The sequence below is a fragment of the Oxalicibacterium faecigallinarum genome, from assembly GCF_014635705.1.
Taxonomy (GTDB): Bacteria; Pseudomonadota; Gammaproteobacteria; order Burkholderiales; family Burkholderiaceae_D; genus Oxalicibacterium; species Oxalicibacterium faecigallinarum.
Genome location: NZ_BMDI01000002.1, coordinates 194,208 through 214,123 on the forward strand (window position 1 = coordinate 194,208; position 19,916 = coordinate 214,123).

At 54.1% G+C, this 19,916-nt stretch carries 24 protein-coding genes and 1 pseudogene; 14 read left to right on the plus strand and 11 right to left on the minus strand.

Annotated features, from left to right (window positions below; translation table 11 throughout):
* Nucleotides 1-7: 7 nt before the first annotated feature.
* Entirely contained in the window at nucleotides 8-1,573 is a 1,566-nt protein-coding gene (locus tag IEV29_RS10950) for a sensor domain-containing diguanylate cyclase (protein WP_188381340.1), read from the minus strand.
* A 217-nt stretch (nucleotides 1,574-1,790) separates the two neighbouring features.
* Here IEV29_RS10950 and IEV29_RS10955 point away from each other — a divergent pair, with 217 nt between their 5' ends.
* On the plus strand, nucleotides 1,791-2,585 hold the full coding sequence (locus tag IEV29_RS10955; protein WP_188381341.1) for a sulfite exporter TauE/SafE family protein: 795 nt from the start codon (nucleotides 1,791-1,793) through the stop codon (nucleotides 2,583-2,585).
* 25 nt (nucleotides 2,586-2,610) lie between these two features.
* Here the strand turns inward: IEV29_RS10955 and IEV29_RS10960 are convergent, their stop codons facing one another.
* Nucleotides 2,611-3,051 carry a ProQ/FINO family protein gene (locus IEV29_RS10960; protein ID WP_188381342.1) on the minus strand — a complete coding sequence of 147 codons (441 nt, stop codon included), beginning with the start codon at nucleotides 3,049-3,051 and terminating at the stop codon, nucleotides 2,611-2,613.
* Between the two features lie 83 nt (nucleotides 3,052-3,134).
* Here IEV29_RS10960 and IEV29_RS10965 point away from each other — a divergent pair, with 83 nt between their 5' ends.
* On the plus strand, nucleotides 3,135-3,539 hold the full coding sequence (locus tag IEV29_RS10965; protein ID WP_188381343.1) for a hypothetical protein: 405 nt from the start codon (nucleotides 3,135-3,137) through the stop codon (nucleotides 3,537-3,539).
* A 113-nt stretch (nucleotides 3,540-3,652) separates the two neighbouring features.
* Here IEV29_RS10965 and IEV29_RS10970 read toward each other — a convergent pair whose 3' ends face one another.
* The 4 genes from IEV29_RS10970 to IEV29_RS10985 form a co-directional block, all read right to left on the minus strand.
* The gene (locus IEV29_RS10970) at nucleotides 3,653-4,366 is read right to left on the minus strand and encodes a TerC family protein (RefSeq protein WP_188381344.1); all 714 of its coding nucleotides are present in this window, start codon (nucleotides 4,364-4,366) and stop codon (nucleotides 3,653-3,655) included.
* A gap of 228 nt (nucleotides 4,367-4,594) precedes the next feature.
* Nucleotides 4,595-5,848: a sensor histidine kinase gene (locus IEV29_RS10975; protein WP_188381345.1), complete on the minus strand. Its 1,254-nt coding sequence runs from the start codon at nucleotides 5,846-5,848 to the stop codon at nucleotides 4,595-4,597.
* Nucleotides 5,835-6,524, minus strand: a complete 690-nt coding sequence (locus IEV29_RS10980) for a response regulator transcription factor (RefSeq protein ID WP_188381820.1) — start codon at nucleotides 6,522-6,524, stop codon at nucleotides 5,835-5,837. The genes IEV29_RS10975 and IEV29_RS10980 overlap by 14 nt, the downstream gene beginning before the upstream one ends.
* 189 nt (nucleotides 6,525-6,713) lie before the next feature.
* Nucleotides 6,714-7,289 (minus strand): glutathione peroxidase, encoded by a 576-nt coding sequence (locus IEV29_RS10985; RefSeq protein ID WP_188381346.1) that lies wholly within the window; start codon nucleotides 7,287-7,289, stop codon nucleotides 6,714-6,716.
* A gap of 317 nt (nucleotides 7,290-7,606) precedes the next feature.
* On the opposite strand from IEV29_RS10985, the gene IEV29_RS10990 reads away from it, so the two are divergent.
* Both IEV29_RS10990 and IEV29_RS10995 read left to right on the plus strand, forming a co-directional pair.
* The gene (locus IEV29_RS10990; RefSeq protein WP_188381347.1) at nucleotides 7,607-8,461 is read left to right on the plus strand and encodes a ferritin family protein; all 855 of its coding nucleotides are present in this window, start codon (nucleotides 7,607-7,609) and stop codon (nucleotides 8,459-8,461) included.
* A 69-nt stretch (nucleotides 8,462-8,530) separates the two neighbouring features.
* On the plus strand, nucleotides 8,531-8,992 hold the full coding sequence (locus tag IEV29_RS10995) for a DUF411 domain-containing protein (protein ID WP_373464218.1): 462 nt from the start codon (nucleotides 8,531-8,533) through the stop codon (nucleotides 8,990-8,992).
* A 64-nt stretch (nucleotides 8,993-9,056) separates the two neighbouring features.
* On the opposite strand, the gene IEV29_RS11000 is transcribed toward IEV29_RS10995, so the two are convergent.
* The 4 genes and pseudogenes from IEV29_RS11000 to IEV29_RS16205 form a co-directional block, all read right to left on the minus strand.
* Entirely contained in the window at nucleotides 9,057-9,539 is a 483-nt protein-coding gene (locus tag IEV29_RS11000) for a copper chaperone PCu(A)C (protein WP_188381348.1), read from the minus strand.
* Nucleotides 9,540-9,615: 76 nt separating this feature from the next.
* Nucleotides 9,616-10,098 (minus strand): tRNA (uridine(34)/cytosine(34)/5-carboxymethylaminomethyluridine(34)-2'-O)-methyltransferase TrmL, encoded by a 483-nt coding sequence (gene trmL, locus IEV29_RS11005; RefSeq protein WP_188381349.1) that lies wholly within the window; start codon nucleotides 10,096-10,098, stop codon nucleotides 9,616-9,618.
* A gap of 78 nt (nucleotides 10,099-10,176) precedes the next feature.
* Nucleotides 10,177-10,674 (minus strand): ComF family protein, encoded by a 498-nt coding sequence (locus IEV29_RS11010; protein WP_229726406.1) that lies wholly within the window; start codon nucleotides 10,672-10,674, stop codon nucleotides 10,177-10,179.
* A gap of 42 nt (nucleotides 10,675-10,716) precedes the next feature.
* Nucleotides 10,717-10,917: pseudogene (locus tag IEV29_RS16205) on the minus strand (double zinc ribbon domain-containing protein); the annotation flags it as partial.
* 69 nt (nucleotides 10,918-10,986) lie between these two features.
* Here IEV29_RS16205 and IEV29_RS11015 point away from each other — a divergent pair.
* From IEV29_RS11015 to IEV29_RS11040, 7 genes are all read left to right on the plus strand, one after another.
* The gene (locus tag IEV29_RS11015) at nucleotides 10,987-11,925 is read left to right on the plus strand and encodes a methyltransferase domain-containing protein (RefSeq protein WP_188381351.1); all 939 of its coding nucleotides are present in this window, start codon (nucleotides 10,987-10,989) and stop codon (nucleotides 11,923-11,925) included.
* A 228-nt stretch (nucleotides 11,926-12,153) separates the two neighbouring features.
* Entirely contained in the window at nucleotides 12,154-12,606 is a 453-nt protein-coding gene (locus IEV29_RS11020) for a DUF2244 domain-containing protein (RefSeq protein ID WP_188381352.1), read from the plus strand.
* A gap of 34 nt (nucleotides 12,607-12,640) precedes the next feature.
* The gene (gene coxB, locus IEV29_RS11025) at nucleotides 12,641-13,795 is read left to right on the plus strand and encodes a cytochrome c oxidase subunit II (RefSeq protein WP_188381353.1); all 1,155 of its coding nucleotides are present in this window, start codon (nucleotides 12,641-12,643) and stop codon (nucleotides 13,793-13,795) included.
* 24 nt (nucleotides 13,796-13,819) lie between these two features.
* A complete protein-coding gene (gene ctaD / locus IEV29_RS11030) occupies nucleotides 13,820-15,445 on the plus strand; it encodes a cytochrome c oxidase subunit I (protein ID WP_188381354.1) in 1,626 nt (541 codons plus the stop codon).
* 9 nt (nucleotides 15,446-15,454) lie between these two features.
* Nucleotides 15,455-15,565 (plus strand): cytochrome oxidase small assembly protein, encoded by a 111-nt coding sequence (locus IEV29_RS16210; RefSeq protein WP_229726358.1) that lies wholly within the window; start codon nucleotides 15,455-15,457, stop codon nucleotides 15,563-15,565.
* Nucleotides 15,566-15,571: 6 nt separating this feature from the next.
* Nucleotides 15,572-16,189, plus strand: coding sequence for a cytochrome c oxidase assembly protein (locus IEV29_RS11035; RefSeq protein ID WP_188381355.1), 618 nt, complete (start codon nucleotides 15,572-15,574; stop codon nucleotides 16,187-16,189).
* Nucleotides 16,190-16,265: 76 nt separating this feature from the next.
* A complete protein-coding gene (locus tag IEV29_RS11040; RefSeq protein WP_188381356.1) occupies nucleotides 16,266-17,126 on the plus strand; it encodes a cytochrome c oxidase subunit 3 in 861 nt (286 codons plus the stop codon).
* Between the two features lie 90 nt (nucleotides 17,127-17,216).
* Here IEV29_RS11040 and IEV29_RS11045 read toward each other — a convergent pair whose 3' ends face one another.
* The gene (locus IEV29_RS11045; protein ID WP_188381357.1) at nucleotides 17,217-17,417 is read right to left on the minus strand and encodes a twin transmembrane helix small protein; all 201 of its coding nucleotides are present in this window, start codon (nucleotides 17,415-17,417) and stop codon (nucleotides 17,217-17,219) included.
* 60 nt (nucleotides 17,418-17,477) lie between these two features.
* Here IEV29_RS11045 and IEV29_RS11050 point away from each other — a divergent pair, with 60 nt between their 5' ends.
* The 3 genes from IEV29_RS11050 to IEV29_RS11060 are packed head-to-tail and all read left to right on the plus strand — an operon-like array spanning nucleotide 17,478 to nucleotide 19,915.
* Entirely contained in the window at nucleotides 17,478-18,200 is a 723-nt protein-coding gene (locus tag IEV29_RS11050) for an SURF1 family protein (protein ID WP_188381358.1), read from the plus strand.
* 37 nt (nucleotides 18,201-18,237) lie between these two features.
* On the plus strand, nucleotides 18,238-18,774 hold the full coding sequence (locus tag IEV29_RS11055) for an SCO family protein (RefSeq protein ID WP_229726407.1): 537 nt from the start codon (nucleotides 18,238-18,240) through the stop codon (nucleotides 18,772-18,774).
* On the plus strand, nucleotides 18,767-19,915 hold the full coding sequence (locus IEV29_RS11060) for a COX15/CtaA family protein (RefSeq protein ID WP_373868127.1): 1,149 nt from the start codon (nucleotides 18,767-18,769) through the stop codon (nucleotides 19,913-19,915). Before IEV29_RS11055 ends, IEV29_RS11060 begins: the two co-directional genes overlap by 8 nt.
* Nucleotide 19,916: the final 1 nt, after the last annotated feature.

Consider the following 19,916-nt stretch of genomic DNA (forward strand, 5'->3'; position numbering starts at 1 on the left):
TCGATTGTCAGGCAGCGGATGTTGACGCCACATCATTGCTGCAGACGCGATCCCGGCCAGTGGCCTTGGCTTCATACAAGGCGGCGTCGGCTGCCTTGATCAACTGCGCAGCGGTGTGTTCTGCATGCTGTGGCGTGCAAGCCGCGACGCCTGCACTGATCGTGACGATGCCGTTTTGATTGGCCTGGTGCACGATCGCCAGTTCCCGAATAGCCAAACGGATACGCTCGGCAATGGCGACAGCGCCCGTGCGATCGGTATCAGGCAGCAGTATCACCATCTCTTCCCCACCGTAGCGCGCGGGTAAATCGGTTGCGCGATTAGGGCCCTGTTCGCGTAGTACGCGTCCGATCTGACGCAGACACTCATCTCCCGCCGGATGGCCGTACAGATCGTTGTACTGCTTGAAGCAATCGACGTCGAGCATGATGAGGGCAATCGATGTGTGATTGCGCAGGGCGCGATTGAATTCGATGGCGAGCGTTCCGTCAAACTTTCTGCGATTGGCCAATCCTGTCAGGCTGTCGAGCGACGCCAGCGTTTCCAGCTCGCCGTTCAATTCCTGCAACTGATCCTTGGCGCTGCGTAATTCATCTTCGATCGCATCCTTGGCGGTGATCATGTAGACCAGCCGGAAACCGATCATGCCAAGTAACAGCAACAATCCTGTGGTGATGGAGATGATCTGATAGGTCTGTGCCTGCCATGTGGCAAAGATATCTTCCTTTGCCAGCGCCACTGCAACGATCAGCGGATACTGTTCCAGATGACGATAACTGTAGAGACGCTCGGTATTGTCCAGACGCGCAACCAGCATGGCGGTGCCCGTCGGGCCTTTGGTGCGATATTCATTGAACAGCGGCCCATTGGCGATGCTGGTACCCACCGGCACATCTTTCTGTGCCAGGCGTACAAACAGCTCACCGGTGTCGGATGCCAGCAGGATCGTACCGAAATTGCCGATATCGAATTTCTCGTAATACTTTCTGAAAAAATCGACACGCACCGACGCTAATGCAATGCCGGCAAATCCACCGAGAGGATCGTTGAGTCGCAGCGAGACGGTCATCACCCATTCATTGGTGAGGCGACCAACGATCGGACCGCCAACATGCGGGCCCCGATCGTTCGAATCCTTGTGAAACTGAAAGTAAGCGCGATCGGCAACAGTGGCATCGGGTGAATTGCGGGATCCGGAGTTGGCAACCGTTTTGCCTTGTGCGTCGTACACCACCAGATTCGACAGCATGGGCTGATCGACAATCGTATCTTTCAGGAAGAGATGCAAGTCATGTGGTGACGTCAGGCGAACATCATTCTTCTCTACTTCGCGGACGACATTGCGGAGGATGGTGCCGGAAGCCAAAATGGTATTGCTTGCATGCTGCGAGAGCGCAAGGGCCAGATTGGCGGTGGCACCTTTGCTTTGATTGAGGGTTTGTACACGTGTTTGCCAGACGCTCCAGACCACCAGAATAATCAGCGAGACGGCAATCAGGTAAAGAAACGTTGCCACTGCACCCAGCAGTGAACGTTTGTTTTCAGGTGGAATCGTGGTGGTGGTTTCGGACAATTTGTGTACAGATTGATCATTAATGGAAGTGCAGCGGCGCTAGTTTACTGCAGAGTTGAAAATGACGGACTTTTTATGCTCTGTGACGGAATGCAAATCGTATAATTGCCTCCCTTGATGTTGCTGTGCATCACCTTGTTGTTCATAAAAGAAATTCCGATATTTCCGTCTGTATGGTTGCCCTTGCCGAGTTGCATGTTCTCATGAAGGAAAAGCGATGATCTGGTTTGCGGCCTATGTTTTGGCAGGTGCATTTGTCGGCGTCTTGGCCGGACTGCTGGGAATTGGTGGCGGGATGACGCTGGTGCCGATCATGGCGGCGTTGTTTGCGGCACAGCACTTTGCGCCCGACCATATCGTCCATATGGCGCTGGCGACCTGCATGGCGTCGATTGTCTTTACGTCCAGTTCCAGCGTACGCGAGCATCTGAAATTCGATGGTGTCGATTTCACCATCGTCAAACGCATGACGCCGGGTTTGCTGGTGGGCAGTCTGCTGGCAACCTCGGTGTCCGCATGGATTCCGCAGCGTATGCTGGCATTGAGTTTTGCCGTCATCGTGATTTTTGGCGCGACGCAGATCATCCTCAATAAAAAACCGACGGCGGCGCGCACCTTGCCATCGGCGATTCCCTTGTTTCTGGTCGGTGTGTTGATCGGCGCCGTTGCCGGACTGGTGTCGGCCGGCGGCGCATTTCTTACCGTGCCGTTCATGCTGTGGTGTGGCGTGCCGATGAAGAAGACGATCGGGACCGGCGCGATGATGGGAATTCCACTCGCGATCGTTGGAACGATTGGCTATACCATTTCGGGATGGCGTGTGGAGGGTTTGCCCGATTACACCATGGGCTTTATTCTGCTGCCGGCACTGGTAGGGATTGTTTGCGGCAGTGTCTTTACCGCACCGATGGGCGCGCGACTGGCGCATCGCTTGCCCGTCGTGACGCTCAAGCGCATCTTTGCCTGCCTGCTGTATGTGCTGGCGGCAAAGATGTTGTGGACTTACTGGTAAGAATCCGCCGCAAGCAGCAGCACGCTTAATGCTTGCGGGAGAATTTGGCGGCAAGCTGATTGAGTTTGTCAGCGCGCTGACGTTCGGCTTCTTCCGCTTTGCGCTGCGCTTCTTCTGCCTGACGTTGTGCCTTGCGTTGTTCGGCATTTTTCTTGAAGCGTTCTTTCAGCGTATTGGCGGCATGCTGACGGTGTTCTTCCGTGACTTCGTCGGCTTGCGAACCATCCAGATTGAAACGTGCGGTCGCTTTTTCCATCGCTTTCAGATAACGCAGCGAGTTGGTATGGATACCGAGCGCGGTACGCAGCATCTTGCGGCTGACGTCCGGACGTTCGGCGAACAACTGCTTGTCGATGCCGATGGCAAGTGGCTGGCATTCGCCAAAGACGGAAAATTTTTCCTGCAGCTCTTTCAGGAGCGTGCGCGGTGTATCGGTGGATGTTGACGTGGATTCGTTGGTGGTCATGAACAGCAATCAGACAAGGTAAATCAGCCGGCAGGATAGCATGCCCTTTGCACTTGTCTCAATTCGATGGGAACAGAATCAGTATGGCAAACCTGGAAGACGAGGAATTTGATTCCACGACCGAGCGACCGTGGATCGTTCTAAAGACAACTTACGATGTGGAAACGTGGATTGATCATCAGAATCGACACTTGCAGCGGCATGCCGGCAAGAGCAAATCGGAGCGTTGCGGCCTGAGTTTTCATCTTGCATTGGGCGGCACGATTTATCTGCACACCACGCAAGAGGGTGACGTCGTACTTGATGTGCCGGAAGACGCTGCATGGGTAGCGCCGGCGATTGCTGCGGCAACCGGCGGAGCCATGCAGCAGGGACAACGATGGCACCTGCCGGCAGATGTGTTGACGCAACTTGTACTCGGCTTGAGTCCGTTGATTGCCGCCACCGATATCGTGACGGATCATGACTTTCAGATAAGAAAATTTTAGCGCGTTGGACGGGTTGTTAAATTTCTGTGAAGGAAAATGAAAAAAGAGTCGGCACACTGTGGGTGTGACCGACTCTTTTTTGCAACAGTAGTGGCATTGCTGCCACGTTTGTTTTATGCAGCAGCAGGTTTGTTGTGACGTTTCGACAGGTAGGTGCCAATGACGATTACGCCCGCTGCGAGTGCGAGACCTGGCAGGCTCAGATGGCTGCTGCCAAACAGGGCGACCTCATGGTGTGGAATGTGATCATGGATCCACGGTTGCACGGCGGTGTCCGAGAACAGCATTTCACCGGCCAGATAACCAAGCAGACCCGCACCCAAGGTGATGATGATCGGGAATTTTTCCATCAGTTTCAGCACCAGTGTGCTGCCAAATACGATCAGCGGCACGCTAATGGCCAGGCCGATGATCAGCAAGGTGATATTGCCGTTTGCTGCAGCAGCAACGCCCAGTACGTTGTCCAGACTCATGACCAGATCGGCGATCAGAATGGTCTTGATGGCACCCCACAGATTGGCGTGGCCTTCGATATCTTCATCGCCATCCTCCTCTGCCAGCAACTGGACGCCGATGTAGAACAGGGCGGCAGCGCCGATCAGTTTCAGATAAGGCAGCGTCAGCAATTGCAGTGCGAAGATCGTCAGGACAATACGCAGGATGATGGCAGCAGCGCTCCCGTAAAGAACCGCGAGTTTCTTCTGCTTTTCAGGCAGGGATTTGGCAGCCAGTGCGATCACGACGGCATTGTCGCCGGACAGCACGATGTTGATCAGAATAATGTTGCCTAGGGCAGCCCAAAATGCTGGGGTAGTCAGTAATTCCATGTCTTCCTCATGAGTGCTCGCTCTCCGATGCGGCCAGAGACGAAGTTAAACGAACGTGGCAGTCGTCTTCGCGACTGTGATTTCGTCATCCGGTCGACTGGATGCGATCCACGCAGTGCGTTGTTACAGAAACTGTTCGGCTGCCATGGGCGGTCGAACCAGACACCGTTGTGGTATCAAGTGGTTTCAGATTAGCGAGCGCAAAATCAAAGTAACGTCATTAAATCGTTAAGTTGACGTTAACTGTGGTGGGAAGTGAATACGGAAAATACTGCCATGGTCTGGCTGGTCTGCAATCTCAAGCGTCGCACCAAGATGCTCGCAAATACGCACTACCAGTGCCAGGCCGAGACCCGATCCGGCGGAGCCGACCAGTGGCGTGCCATTGGCATGATTGGTCAGTCGGGCGCGAATCACGTCAGGAATGCCCGGGCCGGTATCTTCAACCGAGACGGTACGTCCACGCGTGCGAACGATGACGCTGCCTTCTTCGGTGTACTGACAGGCATTGCGTACCAGATTGCCAATGGCTGACGTCAGCAGTTCCTGTCGTGCGCACACGATGAAGTCGTCTTCTTCTTCGTAATGCAAGTCGACGGGTTTGTCGCGTACCAGCTGACGACAACGTTCGACTTCAGCGTGGATGACGTCGGCAACCGATGTTTCCGGTCGTTCGAGACTGTCAGGCTTGCGTGCAAGTAGCAGTAGCGTACTCACACATTCGGTCGCGTCTTTGGCTGCATGCAGAATGCGTTTGGCAGCGGCATTCAGTGCGGGGCGATCTTCTGTTTGTTCGATCAGTAACTCTGCCGCACCGATGATGATGGTCAGGGGTGTGCGCAGCTCGTGGCTGACGTCACCGGTGAAGAAGCGTTCGCGGGCAAGAAACTGTTTGAGTTCGGCTGTGTGGGCATCAAATGCGCGTGCCAGCACGCCGAGTTCATCTTCGTTGTCGAGCAAGGGAAGGGAGCTGGATTTCTGACTTTTGACAGACTCCGCCAGGCGTCCGATCGGGTCAACAAAACCACGTGCAATAAAGGTGCCGAGGAAAAAGGAGAAAGCGACGAAGCCGAGCAGGCCAATCGTGATGGCAACGTAAATGACACGCTCAATGCTTTTGAATTCGCTGGCCTTGTCGATCACGACATAGCGTCCGACATAGTCTTCACCGACCAGCACATGAACGGTGCTGTCTTCGAAATTTACACGGCCGACGCCAAGCGGCAGACTGCGCAGCTCTTCGGGGATGGCGCCGCCGTGATAGAAGGCGAGGCCGGAAGGCATTTCCACCGGTTGGCCGGAGGAATAGCGTGGCGAGGCCCACTCCGCAATACTGTGAAGATGTTCGTCGACCAGCAAGTCTTCAACGCCATGCACGGCGAACGAAGCGACCAGACCAAAGAAGGTACAGATTGCTAGCGCAAAATACAGATAAGCCGTAACGATGCGCCGGCGTAGTGACTGGGCATTACCCTTGATCATCCGACTCTACCAGCCGGTAACCAATCCCCTGCACGGTGCGCAACATCGCGAACGGATGGGATTTGTCGAGAGCCTGACGCAGGGCATGGATGTGCGTGCGCAGTGCATCGCTATCTGGTGGATGATCGCCCCAGACTTCAAGTTCAAGTGTTTCGCGCGAAACGACCTTGGGCGCTTCCTTCATGAGGCAGGTCAGGATCTTGAAGCCTGTTTTGGTCAGCGTGATGGGAATGCCGTTGCGGCTGACTTCATATGTCGAGGTATCGAATACCAGATCGCCAACGCTGAGCGAATTGGTGCCTTGATTTTTGCCGCGTGCACGACGGATCAGGGCTTTGAGGCGGACTTCGACTTCCAGCAACGAGAAAGGCTTGACCAGATAATCATCGGCACCGCTGTCGAAACCTGCAACCTTGTCGTCGAGTGTGTCGCGAGCGGTCAGCATCAGAACTGGCGTATCTTTTTTCAGCTCGTCGCGTAGCTTGCGGCAGACGGCCAGGCCATCAATGCCCGGCACTTTGATGTCGAGAATGATGGCGTCATATTCGTGTTGCGCTGCCAGTGCAAAGCCGGCGTAACCGTTGGCAGCAGAGTCGAGCACGTAGCCACGTGGCTCCAGAAAAGCGTAGAGATTGGCGACGATGTCGGCGTTGTCTTCAATGATAAGAATGCGCATGGTTTGAGAGCGGTTAGGTGCAGACATGGATATTGTTTTGTGAATGCTTGATCAAGACTGCGACTGCGCGTGTTGATGCAAAAGATAAAAGAGACAAGCTGCAAGCGCTGCGAATGCGTGATCCTAGCATTTTGCCCCTCAGACCGTACGCTGCCGCTTTGGATGGCGATGATTGCGGCAGGGCGATTTTCAGGGCTTTTGTGCGAGTGCGTGTTCGATATCCGTAACGAGCACCTTGTCATTCGGGTTGACTCTGGAAGGATAGCTTTGGATGACGCGTCCGTTTCGATCCAGCAGAATCTTGTGAAAATTCCATTTGGGCGGTGATGCGCCAGCCTTGATCAGGGACTGGTAGAACGGGCTGGCATCCTTGCCAATGACACTGCTTTTGGCAAACATCGGAAATTTCACGCCAAAGGTGTTGTGGCAGAAAGCGGCAATTTCCTGATTGCTGCCTGGTTCCTGCTGGCCAAAGTCGTTAGAGGCAAATCCGAGTACGACCAGTCCTTTCGACTGATATTGTGCGTACAGTTTCTCCAGACCTTCGTACTGACTGGTAAAGCCACAATAGCTGGCCGTATTGACGACCAATACGACCTTGCCCGCGTATTGGCAAAGGTTCTGCGGCGTTTCATCCTGCAGCCGATCCATCTTGAAATTAAGCGTTGCCGGACAGCTATTGCTCTGCGCCATGGCAGACAGACTCGGTCCCAGAAAGAGAGCAAGTGCGCAGCGTAGCAGCAGGGCGGTCAGGGCAGAGGGCATGCAGAGGTGGGCCGGAATCTGTAATCGCTGCATCTTGCATCAAGTTGCGCAGATTGTCATCCCGCATGCGGTGCCCAAGCGGCTGTTCAACGGAAAAAATTTATGAATTGAGAATGTGTCTTTTTATCAATCTTCAAGCTCTTAACAGAATCTTGATGCGAGTGTCGATGCGGGTTTTCGGCTGCTTCTTATTCTTTTCATCACCTTGTCACATCGTTAATTTACGATTCAAAATCCCTGATTCCATCATGGGCAGGGGTGTGTAGAGCGTGATTTTCTTGGTAGAATCAAGCACTTAACTCATTTTGAAGGCGCTTATGCTGTACCCAGAATTGTTTAAATCGCTTGAACAGGTTCGTTGGAATTTGGAGCACGATATTCCATGGGATCAGTTTGACGGTTCCAAGCTCACGGACGAACAGGCTCAGACCATTCGCATGAATGCGATTACGGAATGGTCTGCCTTGCCTGCGACCGAAATGTTTCTGCGCGACAATCGCGGCGACAGCGATTTTTGCGCGTTCATGTCGGTATGGTTTTTTGAAGAACAAAAGCATTCACTGGTGTTGATGGAATACCTGCGTCGTTTCCGTCCTGAACTCGTGCCAACCGAAGAAGAACTGCATAACGTGCGTTTCGAATTCGACCCTGCGCCGGCGCTGGAAACGCTGATGATGCATTTTTGCGGCGAGATTCGTCTGAACCACTGGTATCGCTGTGCGGCCGAATGGCATACTGAACCGGTCATCAAGCAGATCTATAAAATCATCAGCCAGGATGAGGCGCGCCACGGCGGTGCTTATCTGCGTTACATGAAGAAGGCATTGAATGATGTGGGCGACAGCGCACGTGCTGCGTTTGCCAAGATTGGTGTTTTGATGGCTTCGGCACGTCGTACCGAAAAGCCGCTGCATCCAACCAATCTGCATGTCAATCAGTCGCTGTTCCCGAACGACACGGTGCAGTCGCGCCTGCCTGATCCGGAATGGCTGGAGCGCTGGCTCGATAACCAGATCAAGTTTGACAGCGAATGGGAAAAGAAAGTGGTCGACCGCATTCTGCACAATATGTCGTTGTTGTTCGAGCGTACATTCGGCACGGTGCAGGATCTCAATCGCTACCGCAAGGAAATCGTGACGCGACTCGCAGCAGTGCAAGCGCAGGCCGCCTGATCAGTACCACCCGCAAGAAGGCCGCACGTGTTGCGGCCTTTTTCTTGTCTGAAATCGAAAGGATGATCCATGATGACGCGTCGTAATTTGTTCAAGCTGCTCACGGTCTTTGCCTTCTTGCCGGGCGTGGCAATAGCGCAATCCGGTAAACAGGTGATCGAGGTATATAAAAGCGAGACTTGCGGTTGTTGTACCGAGTGGGTCAAGCATCTGGAAGCAAATGGCTTCGCGGTCAAGGCGCGTAATGTGCCCAATACCGCGGCTTATCGCGAGCGGTATCAGGTGCCACCTTCGCTGGGGAGCTGCCACACGGCGACGGTAGGAGGGTACGCGCTCGAAGGGCATGTGCCTGCGGCCGATATTCAACGCTTGTTGAAAGAAAAGCCGAAGGCCGCAGGGTTGACTGTGCCGGGCATGCCAATGGGCTCACCCGGTATGGAAGTGCCGGGCCAGAAGGCTGATGCATACGACGTTCTCCTATTCCAAAAGGATGGAAGTCATACCGTGTATCGGCATGTTGCGGCAGAATGAACGTCTGCAGAGAGTATGAAAAAAGGACGCCACGGCGTCCTTTTTTATTGGCTGTCACCGTCGCTTAATGCTGATGGCCGCCTTGTTTCTGGTTGGCGGTCTGACTATCTTTGACCTCAAGCGTGGTTTCCACCTTGCCCGCTTTTTCAAACGTCAGCGTCACGGGGACTTTGTCACCCGCTTTCAATGGTGCTTTCAATCCCATCAGCATCAGGTGATATCCCTTGCCCGGCTCCATGGCAACTTTCTGTCCGGCGGCAATATCGATGCGTGCGACCTCGCGCATGCGCATGACATTGCCTTCCATCGACATGGTGTGGATTTCCATTGATTTGGCAGCAGCGGACTGCGCGCTGAGCAAGGCGTCATTGATCTTGCCATGATTTTCCAGCGTGAGATAGGCGCCACCGCTGGTCTGTCCGGGCACCGTTGCACGTGCGGTGGCTTGGTGGATCTGAATACCGCTGTCACCGTGCACATGCTGCGCCTGGCTCAACGGTGCGAGAAGCGAGGTCATGATGGCGAGTGTGGCAAGTTGCAATTTCATGTAAGTCCTTTCAAGGGGAACACTAATGGTTGGCAGCAGGTATTGTAGTGCGGCGCTGTGAAGCCAGCCGGATTGTTTATTGGCCGCCCAGGTAGCCGTTCTGGCGCCAGGCTTCATAGACAACGACAGCGACGGTATTCGACAGGTTCAGACTGCGATTGTCAGGGCGCATCGGCAGGCGAATGCGTTGCGAGGCGGGAAAGGATTCACGCCGTTCGGGCGACAGGCCACGCGTTTCGGAACCGAACACAAACACATCGCCGGGCTGGAACGCCATGCTTGCAAACGGTGTGGATCCGTGCGTGGTCAGCGCAAACATGCGAGCGGGATTCAGCGGTTGTGTCTCGGTGGAGGAGGCAAGAAAAGCATGCCAGTCCGCGTGTACTTTCATCGTGGCGTAGTCGTGGTAATCCAGACCGGCCCGACGCATTTTGGCGTCGTCCAATGGAAAGCCAAGGGGTTCGATCAGGTGAAGCTGCGCGCCTGTATTGGCGCACAGACGAATGATGTTGCCGGTATTGGGTGGGATTTCCGGCTCGACCAGAACAACGTGAAACAAGCGATTCTCCTTGCTGCCGCCGGCTTAAGTGACCAGCGTATTTTCAGAAGCGCACATCATAAGGTATCTGCGCGTCAATCATTGCGCCGGTGTGCGGGCCACGATCAGATTCGTGACACGTGTCGCCCCGTAGCGCTTGAGCACGCCGGCGATTTCATTGAGCGTATTGCCACTGGTACATACGTCATCAACCAATCCAATATGACGATTGCGGAAGACCTGCTCTCCTTTGATCGTCGGTACAAAGGCATGGCGTATGTTCCGATGGCGCTCCTTGAGCGGTAATTGTGCCTGCATGGCGGTGTCACGGGTGCGCTCCAGTAGCCGTATGCCGAGGGCAATGCCTGTTGCGCGTGAAAGCGGCCGTGCGATTTCCAGCGCCTGATTGAATCCACGTTCCCTCAACCGCTGCTGTCCGAGCGGCACGGGGATCAGAATGTCGGGCAGTGAGGCGTCTTGTCGCTGCAGCATGGCGTCGTGCAGCAGGCGTGCGAGCAAGGGTGCAATCGCCAGCCGGTGTCCGAACTTAAGCGCCAGAATCAACTGATCCACTGGTGCGACATAGTCCGTTGCCACGATGGTGGCATCGAAGTCAGGGTTTGTTTGCAAACAATGGGCACAAGGCAGCGCTGCATCGAAGGCGTGAAGGCTGATTCCGCATTGCTGACAACGTACGGGACGATGTGTGAAAAAGCGCTGTTCGCAGTGTGCGCAAAGCAAAGCATCATCCTCGATGCCGCATAACGCGCAGGATGAAGGAATCAGCGTTGGCAATGTGTGCAGCAGCAGACCGGCTTTTGAGAGAAATCGATAGGACATCGCACAACCTCATCCTCATCCGTGTAGACTGCGCACATTATCTATCGTCTTGCTCCGTATTTGTTGCCTGTGTCTGCCGAATTTCCAAAATCCGACTCCCGACTGAGTGCGCCTATTGATCTGGGCCGTGTACGCCATCTGTTCAGCGACCCCGTCAAGGTGGCTGAATCCGTCTTTCTGCGTCGTGAGGTTGCGAGTCGCATGCATGAGCGTCTGGCGGTGATCAAGCTTGAACCAGGCGTGGTGCTGGATGCGGGCTGTGGTGAAGGCGCCGATCTAAGCACCTTGCAGAAACGGTTTGGCCAGGCGACGATCCTGGGTATTGATGCGTCGCATGCCATGTTGCGTGAGGCACAAGCGGTTCAGAACGACGGCCTGTCCGCGATGAATCGTTTGCTGCAGCAATGGTTGCCGGCAAAAATGGGGCGCGATTCGATTGCAAAGCTGGCATGCGGTAATTTTGCCCAATTGCCGCTGGCAGATAATGCTGTTGATGCGGTCTGGTCGAATCTGTCCTTGCACTGGCATCCACAGCCTGATGCTGTCTTCTCGGAGTGGCGTCGGGTGTTGCGTCAGGATGGGCTGCTGATGTTTTCCTGCTTCGGTCCGGACACTTTTAAAGAGTTGCGTGCCGCTTTTGCCGAAACAGCCGGTATGCACGTGTTGCCTTTCGTCGATATGCATGACTTTGGCGACATGCTGGTAAATGCCGGTTTTTCCACGCCCGTCATGGATATGGAGTTGCTGACCATTACATATGGTACGGTGGACAAGCTGATTGCCGATGTCCGTGCGCTGGGTGGCAATCCGCTGGATACGCGTTTGCGCGGCTTGCTGGGGCGTCATGCCTGGCAAGCTGTCAGCGAACGGCTGGAAGCGCGTCGTCGCACCAGCGACGGCAAAATCCCGCTGACAATCGAGGTGGTCTACGGTCACGCTTTCCGGCCGGCACCGCGCGTCACATCAAGCGGGGAATCAATTATTCGTTTTGATTTGCCCCGAAAATAACATTATTCTTCGGATTGGGCGCCGCATATAGTGCTCGCCTGTTTGTGAAAAGTCGTTCAGAATCAGCCAAGCTGCTGTCGTTATCTTTTTCGTCATTGCGTTGAAGTCCTTTTTCCGGAGGTTTTGCGCCATGTATTTATGCTTGATAACACGTAAGTTTCCGACTTATACTGCGACGGTTTTGCGTGTAGAGGGATTGGTCGAGGCGCCATATTAGGGCGTGCAGTGGTGGCCAGCCGCGAATGGTTATTTAAACGTAATTGCTCGATATCTCCGCAGCAGCTAGTACAGGTTTATGGGTTATTGTGCGCGGTATCTCTGGCAATTTCCGTCTTTTTTATCATCCGCGGTACCTGGATCATCCTGGGATTTTCAATCCTGGAGCAGGCAGCAGTCGCATACGCTTTCATTTATTACGCACGTCACGCGAGCGATCGCGAACAATTGGTTTTGCACGATGGCTTTCTTATTGTCGAGGTTGTGCAGGCAGAGAAGGTCAGGCAAGTCAGACTGATGCGCCGGCAGATGGCAATTCGGTTCATGGTACATACACGATTGATCGGTCTGGAGTCGGCCGGCATTTGTGTTGAAGTGGGGCGATTTCTGACGGAAAAGAAACGTCGTGCCTTCATGCACGAACTGCGTCAGGAACTGAGGATGACAAGTACGCCCGGTAATTAGAATGAATTCTTAATGTGGGCTTTTGGGGAAATCCATGAAAGATGCGAAGCGCCTTCAATCCTTGATGCTCGGTGCGTCTCTCCTGATGGCAGGCATGCCGCTTGCGGTGCTTGCCGACAATACGGGCGGTCCGACCGTCCGTCAGCTTAATCTGCATCCTCCCGTTACCAAGATCGCAGAAGAAATCTATTCCCTCCACAATCTGATGCTGATCATCTGTCTGGTGATCTTCATTGCCGTGTTTGCCGTGATGTTCTATTCGATCATCAAACACCGCAAATCGCTCGGTCATCAGGCTGCCAAGTTTCATGAAAGTACATCGGTTGAAATTGCATGGACGGTGGTGCCGTTCCTGATTGTGATCGGCATGGCACTCCCGGCGACCAAGACGGTGGTGGCAATGAAGGACACCTCGAATGCCGATATCACGATCAAGGCAACCGGCATGCAGTGGAAGTGGGGTTACAACTATCTGGCCGGTGAGGGGGAAGGCATCAATTTCCTTTCCAACTTGTCGACACCACGTGAGCAAATCAATAATGCCGAAGCCAAGGGCGAACATTATCTGATGGAAGTCGACAATCCTGTCGTCGTTCCCGTCAATAAAAAAATCCGTATCGTGCTGACGGCTAACGATGTGATCCACTCATGGATGATTCCTTCCTTCGGCGTCAAACAGGATGCGATTCCGGGTTTTGTGCGTGATACCTGGTTCAAGGCGGAAAAGATCGGAACGTACCGTGGTCAATGCGTTGAACTGTGCGGTAAAGACCATGCCTTCATGCCGATTGTCGTGAACGTCGTGAGCGATGAGGATTACAAGACATGGGTCGATGGCAAGAAGAAGGAAATGGCCGCCAATGTCGATGATCCGAATAAGGTATGGACAATTGATGAGCTTGTGCAACGCGGTGAGAAAGTCTATTCCTCCAATTGCATTGCCTGCCATCAGGCCAATGGCAAGGGCGTTCCCGGCAGCTTTGCCGCCCTGGATGGTTCGCCGATCGTGTTAGGACCCAAGAAAGCCAATATCGATATCGTTCTGCACGGCAAAGGCGCAATGCCTGCCTGGCAGTCCGTTCTGTCCGAAACTGAAATCGCCGCTGTGATTACCTACACGCGTAATCACTGGTCGAACAAGGCTGCAGAAAATATCGTGCAACCGGCCGACGTTCTGGCTGCGAAATAAAACGAATCAGATCAGGAGATTGAGATGAGTACAAGCGCAGTCGATCAAGGCCACGACCATTCTCACGGGCACGATCACGCACATGAGCATGGACACGACCATGCGCATGATCATCCGCACGGTTGGCGCCGCTGGGTCTACGCGACTAACCACAAGGACATCGGTACGCTTTATCTGTGGTTCTCGTTCATCATGTTGCTGTCCGGTGGTTTTCTGGCGATGCTGATCCGGGCCGAGCTCTTCCAGCCTGGTTTGCAGTTGATGCAGCCCGAATTCTTTAATCAGCTGACCACCATGCATGGCCTGATCATGGTGTTCGGCGCGATCATGCCGGCTTTCGTTGGTTTCGCGAACTGGATGGTGCCCTTGCAGATCGGTGCGTCCGATATGGCATTTGCACGCATGAACAACTTCTCGTTCTGGTTGTTGCCGCCTGCTGCGATTCTTCTCGTTGGTTCGTTTGCTGTGCCTGGCGGTGCAACCGCTGCTGGCTGGACCTTGTATGCGCCGCTGTCCACACAGATGGGGCCGGGTATGGACATGGCGATCTTTGCCATGCATATCATGGGGGCGTCGTCGATCATGGGTTCGATCAACATCATCGTCACGATTCTCAACATGCGTGCACCTGGCATGACCTTGATGAAGATGCCGATGTTCTGCTGGACCTGGTTGATTACAGCGTATCTGCTGATTGCAGTGATGCCGGTGCTGGCAGGCGCGATCACGATGACGTTGACGGATCGACACTTCGGCACATCGTTCTTCAACGCGGCTGGTGGCGGTGACCCTGTGATGTATCAGCACATCTTCTGGTTCTTCGGACATCCCGAGGTCTACATCATGATCCTGCCGGCGTTCGGCATCATCTCGCACATCGTGCCGGCTTTCGCACGCAAGCAATTGTTTGGGTATGCCTCGATGGTCTATGCAACGGCATCGATCGCGATTCTGTCTTTCATGGTGTGGGCGCACCACATGTTCACCACCGGCATGCCGGTCACGGCGCAGCTGTTCTTCATGTACGCGACGATGCTGATTGCGGTGCCGACCGGCGTGAAGATTTTCAACTGGGTTGCCACGATGTGGCGCGGCTCGATGACGTTTGAGACGCCGATGCTGTTTGCGATCGGTTTCATCTTCGTGTTCACGATGGGCGGCTTTACCGGCTTGATTCTGGCGGTGACACCAATCGATATTCAACTACAGGATACCTACTACGTTGTCGCACACTTCCATTACGTGTTGGTGGCGGGTTCCTTGTTCGCTCTGTTTGCAGGTTTCTATTACTGGGGGCCGAAGTGGACGGGATTCATGTATGACGAAACACGCGGCAAGATTCATTTCTGGGGCTCGTTGATCCTGTTCAATATCACCTTCTTTCCGATGCACTTTCTCGGACTGGCTGGTATGCCGCGCCGTTATGCCGACTATCCGGCGCAGTTCACGGACTTCAACATGATTGCATCGATTGGTGGCCTGGGCTTCGGCCTGATGCAGGTGTATTTTCTGTTTGCCGTGGTGCTGCCGTCGATTCGTGGTGGTATCAAGGCCGCGGACAAACCATGGGAAGGGGCTGAAGGGCTGGAATGGACTGTGCCAAGCCCTGCGCCATTCCATACATTTGAAACACCGCCAACCGTCAAATAAGCGATTGCGATGGTGACGAGCGACCAGAAGAAACGCAACGTGCGCACGGCGCTGATACTGGCGTCGATTGCTGCAATGTTCATGTTTGGTGTGTTTGCCAAACGCATGTGGTTTATGTGAGGGCGTATGGAAGAGCCGCAGCATTCGTCGATCCGCCTGTTGAATAAGCAGATGTTGGGCAAGCTGTGCATCATTGCCGTGATGATGTTTGGCTTCGGTTATCTATTGGTCCCGCTCTACAAGCAGATTTGTGAAATCACCGGTATCAACATCCTTGCCTTTCAGGAGGGCGAGGGCATGAAGGTCAAGCCAATTGATAATTCGCAGATCGATCGCAGTCGTACCATTACGGTGGAGTTTGATGCAAACGCACAAGGACCGTTTCGCTTTCGTCCGACGGTCAACAGCATGACGGTGCATCCGGGTGAAATGGCCCAGGTCTTGTATGAAGTGGTGAATACGCAGCAGCGCAGTGTCGAGGCGCAGGCCATTCCAAGCTATGCGCCGCAACAGGCTGCCGCGCATTTCAAGAAGGTCGAATGCTTCTGCTTCCAGCAACAGACGATGACGGCAGGGCAGGCGAGACAGATGCCGGTAGTGTTTTATCTCGATCCGGCGTTGCCGAAGGATGTAAAGACGATCACCTTGTCCTATACATTTTTCGATATAGGCGGCTTTGACAAGAATGCGGAAAACAGGAAAGCAGAAAAAGTCGAAGCGGGCAAACCGGCAACGGCAGGATGATGAATCTTATTGAGGTATCAAGCCGGCTGATGCCGGATCATTGCATGTGCGTCGAAGTCCGTATCAGGAGACGGAAATGAGTACACAACACAAAGAAGCCCCTTATTACTTTGTTCCGGGACCATCGCGCTGGCCTGCTGCCGCTGGCATTTCCCTGCTGGTGATGATGGCGGGCGCATCAGCCTGGGTCAATGATATTGCCTGGGGCGCTTATGCCAACATGGCTGGGCTGATCGGCTTTTTGTTCGTGCTGTTTCGCTGGTTTGGTGATGCGATCGGCGAATCGGAAGGTGGCATGTACAGCAAGCGGATCGACGTCTCTTTCCGCTGGAGCATGAGCTGGTTCATCTTTTCCGAAGTCATGTTCTTTGCGGCATTCTTCGGTGCCTTGTTTTATGCGCGTAGCATCACGATGCCTTGGCTGGCGGATCTCGATCACAAACTGTTATGGCCGGATTTCAGCGCGCAATGGGGTGGGGTGGGTCCTGCCAACACTGTTGATTCGTTTGCCACGATGGGGCCATTCTGGATTCCTACGATCAATACCGCCTTGTTGCTTACTTCTGGCGTGACGCTGACGATTGCGCATCATGCCATTCGTGCGGGCAAGCGTAACCAGACCGCGATCTGGCTGGCGGCGACGATTCTGCTCGGCGCTGTCTTTATGGGCTTTCAAGTGTATGAGTACATGCATGCCTATGCCGACCTCAATCTCAAGCTGACCTCTGGCATTTACGGATCCACCTTCTTTCTGTTGACAGGGTTTCATGGATTCCATGTCACGCTGGGTGCGATCATGCTTGCGGTGGTCTTGTATCGCGTGATGAAAGGACATTTCACTGCGGAAAATCATTTTGCGTTCGAAGGTGCCGCCTGGTATTGGCACTTTGTGGACGTGGTATGGCTCGGCTTGTATGTGGTTGTTTACTGGCTTTGATCCGATGCGATCTTGATGTGAAAAATGCAAAAGCCGCACCCGTGTGCGGCTTTTTTGTTAAGGGGTAGGACAACTTGTCCGACGCGGAAATCAGCGAATTCCGGTAGGCTGGATATATCCGAGGCGCCATGCCACCAGAACCAGCACAAACAGCGTGATGGAAAAGCCGACGCGAAAGGCCAGTGCCTTGACGGTACGATTGCTTTTTCCCTGATCGCGCATCAGATAAAACAGTGCAGAAGCAAGGCTGCCAAGGATGAGGATGAAGGCAACAGCGACGATGATTTTCATGCGAGCTCGCGATCAGTCAGTGGCAGGAACGCATACAGCACAGGATTGAAGACAGAGCGCATGCAGATTTCCTTCCGTTTCAGAATTGTCCCGTTTATCGTCTCGGTCGTTCTGGTTGCCACAGGCGTGTCGCTGGCGCAGTGGCAGACCCGCCGTGCTGATGAAAAACAGGCTATTGAAAACATGCGGCAGACAAGGCAGTCTGCGCCAGTTTTGATGCTGGAGCAAGTGCCTGCAGAGATGGCGGAGATCGAGTTCCGACGTGTGCAGTTGTATGGGCAATTTATTTCGGGCTGGCCGATTTATCTCGACAATCGCCCTTACAAGGGGCAAGCGGGATTCTATCTGGCGATGCCCTTTAAAATGGCGGCTGGCGGTCAACACGTGCTGGTGATGCGTGGATGGATTCCACGTGATGTCGCTGATCGAACCAGATTGCCGCCGATCGTTACGCCGGCTGGCGACGTGGTGATTGAAGGCGTGGTGCGCAATGGCATCGGGCAAGTCATGCAGTTAGGTAAACCGGATGCATTGCGGCCCGGTGCGATCGTGCAGAATCTGCAACTCGAGGAACTGGCAAAGGCAAGCGGGTTATCGATGGCGCCACTGGTTGTCGAGCAGACTGATGCCACCATCCGTATGGATGACCAACTGGTGCGCGACTGGCCGTTGCCATCAAGCGGTATCGACAAGCATCGCGGCTATGCTTTTCAATGGTATGGCCTGGCGTTGATGGCGTGTGTATTTTTTGTTGTGACAGGATTCCGACGTGGAAGAACGTAAAAAGGTCATTGGACGCTGGAAGCTGCTGGCCATCTTGATGGTCTGCGCATCGCCCATCTTTTTTTCCTATCTGACGTATTACGTGATCAAGCCGGAAGGCCGCACCAACTACGGCGACTTTATCGATCCACGCGCTTATCCCTTGCCCGTGCTGGAAACCACCACGCTGGATGGCAAGCCGATCACGCTGGAAGCCTATAAAGGAAAATGGATCATGCTGCTGGTAGCGGGTGGCGACTGCCTGTCGTCATGCGAAAAGAAGTTGCATGACATCCGTCAGTTGCGACTGGCGCAAGGCAAGGAGATGGAGCGCATCGAGCGCGTCTGGCTGATTACCGATGCGCAACCGATCGATACCATTCTGATTCGCGAATTTGATGGCACGCATATGCTGCGTGCCAATCCTGATCTGGTCAGTGCGTGGTTGCCGGTCGAGCCCGATACGACGGTCAGTGATCATATTTTCATGATTGATCCGCTGGGTAACCTGATGATGCGCTTCCCCAAGGATGCCGATCCCAACAAGATCAAGAAGGATCTGTATAAATTGTTGAAGGCGTCTTCCATTGGATAACTCGGCGTTGCTGTTTCAGTTGGCCAGCAAGGGCCTGTTTGTCGGACTGTTGTTTGGCGTGATCGTCTGGTCGTCCAGGGATCGCAACAAGTATCGCAAGCTGGTGTGGGTCACGGTGTTTCTGACCTTTGACGTCATCATGTTCGGTGCCTTTACGCGGCTGACGGATTCTGGACTCGGTTGTCCGGACTGGCCAGGTTGTTATGGTCATTCCAATCCGATTCAGGCGATGGAGCATATTCGTGCGGCGGAAGCCTTGATGCCGGATGGACCGGTGACGGTGATGAAGGCATGGATTGAAATGATTCACCGCTATCTGGCGATGGGCATTGGTGTCCTGATCATTGCGATCCTGGTTATTTCATGGCGATTCTGGATGCGCAGTGGCAAGACGATCCCACAATTTTCGCCATGGTTTCCGCTGGCGCTGTTTTTCTTTGTCTGTCTGCAAGGTGCCTTCGGTGCATGGACGGTGACGATGAAGCTACAGCCGATCATCGTGACGATTCATCTGTTGTTGGGCATGGTGCTGCTTGCCATGCTGACCTGGGTTGGCGCACGGCAGAATACGCATGTGCCGGTGGCAATCGAAGGAAAGAAATTGCGCTTGCCGGCATTTCTGTCGTTGCTGGTACTGACGATGCAGATTGCATTGGGTGGCTGGGTCAGCACCAATTATGCAGCGCTGGCTTGTCCTGATTTGCCCTTATGCCATGGTGCAGTCATGCCGCAAATGGATTTTGAGCATGGCTTTACGTTGTGGCGCAGCCTCGGAATGACGGCAGCAGGCGACTATCTGCCGTTTGATGCCTTGATTGCGATCCACTGGACGCATCGCATGTTCGCCTTGCTGGTGGTTGCCGTCATGGGTTGGACGGCCTGGCGCGCAACGCGGATTGCAGGAATGGAAAAAGTCGGTCGTGCATTGCTGGGGGCGTTGGCATTGCAGATCGTGATTGGTTTATCAACCGTGTCGCTTGAATGGCCGCTGGCGTTGGCCGTGGCACACAACGGCTGTGCCGCACTGCTGGTGCTGCTGACGGTCATGGTAAACTACAAGGCTAAGATCGCCGGCCAAACGGGCGATTTATCTACTGCGGATCGGATCGATTCGCCCACGCTCGCTGCTTCGAACGATTAAC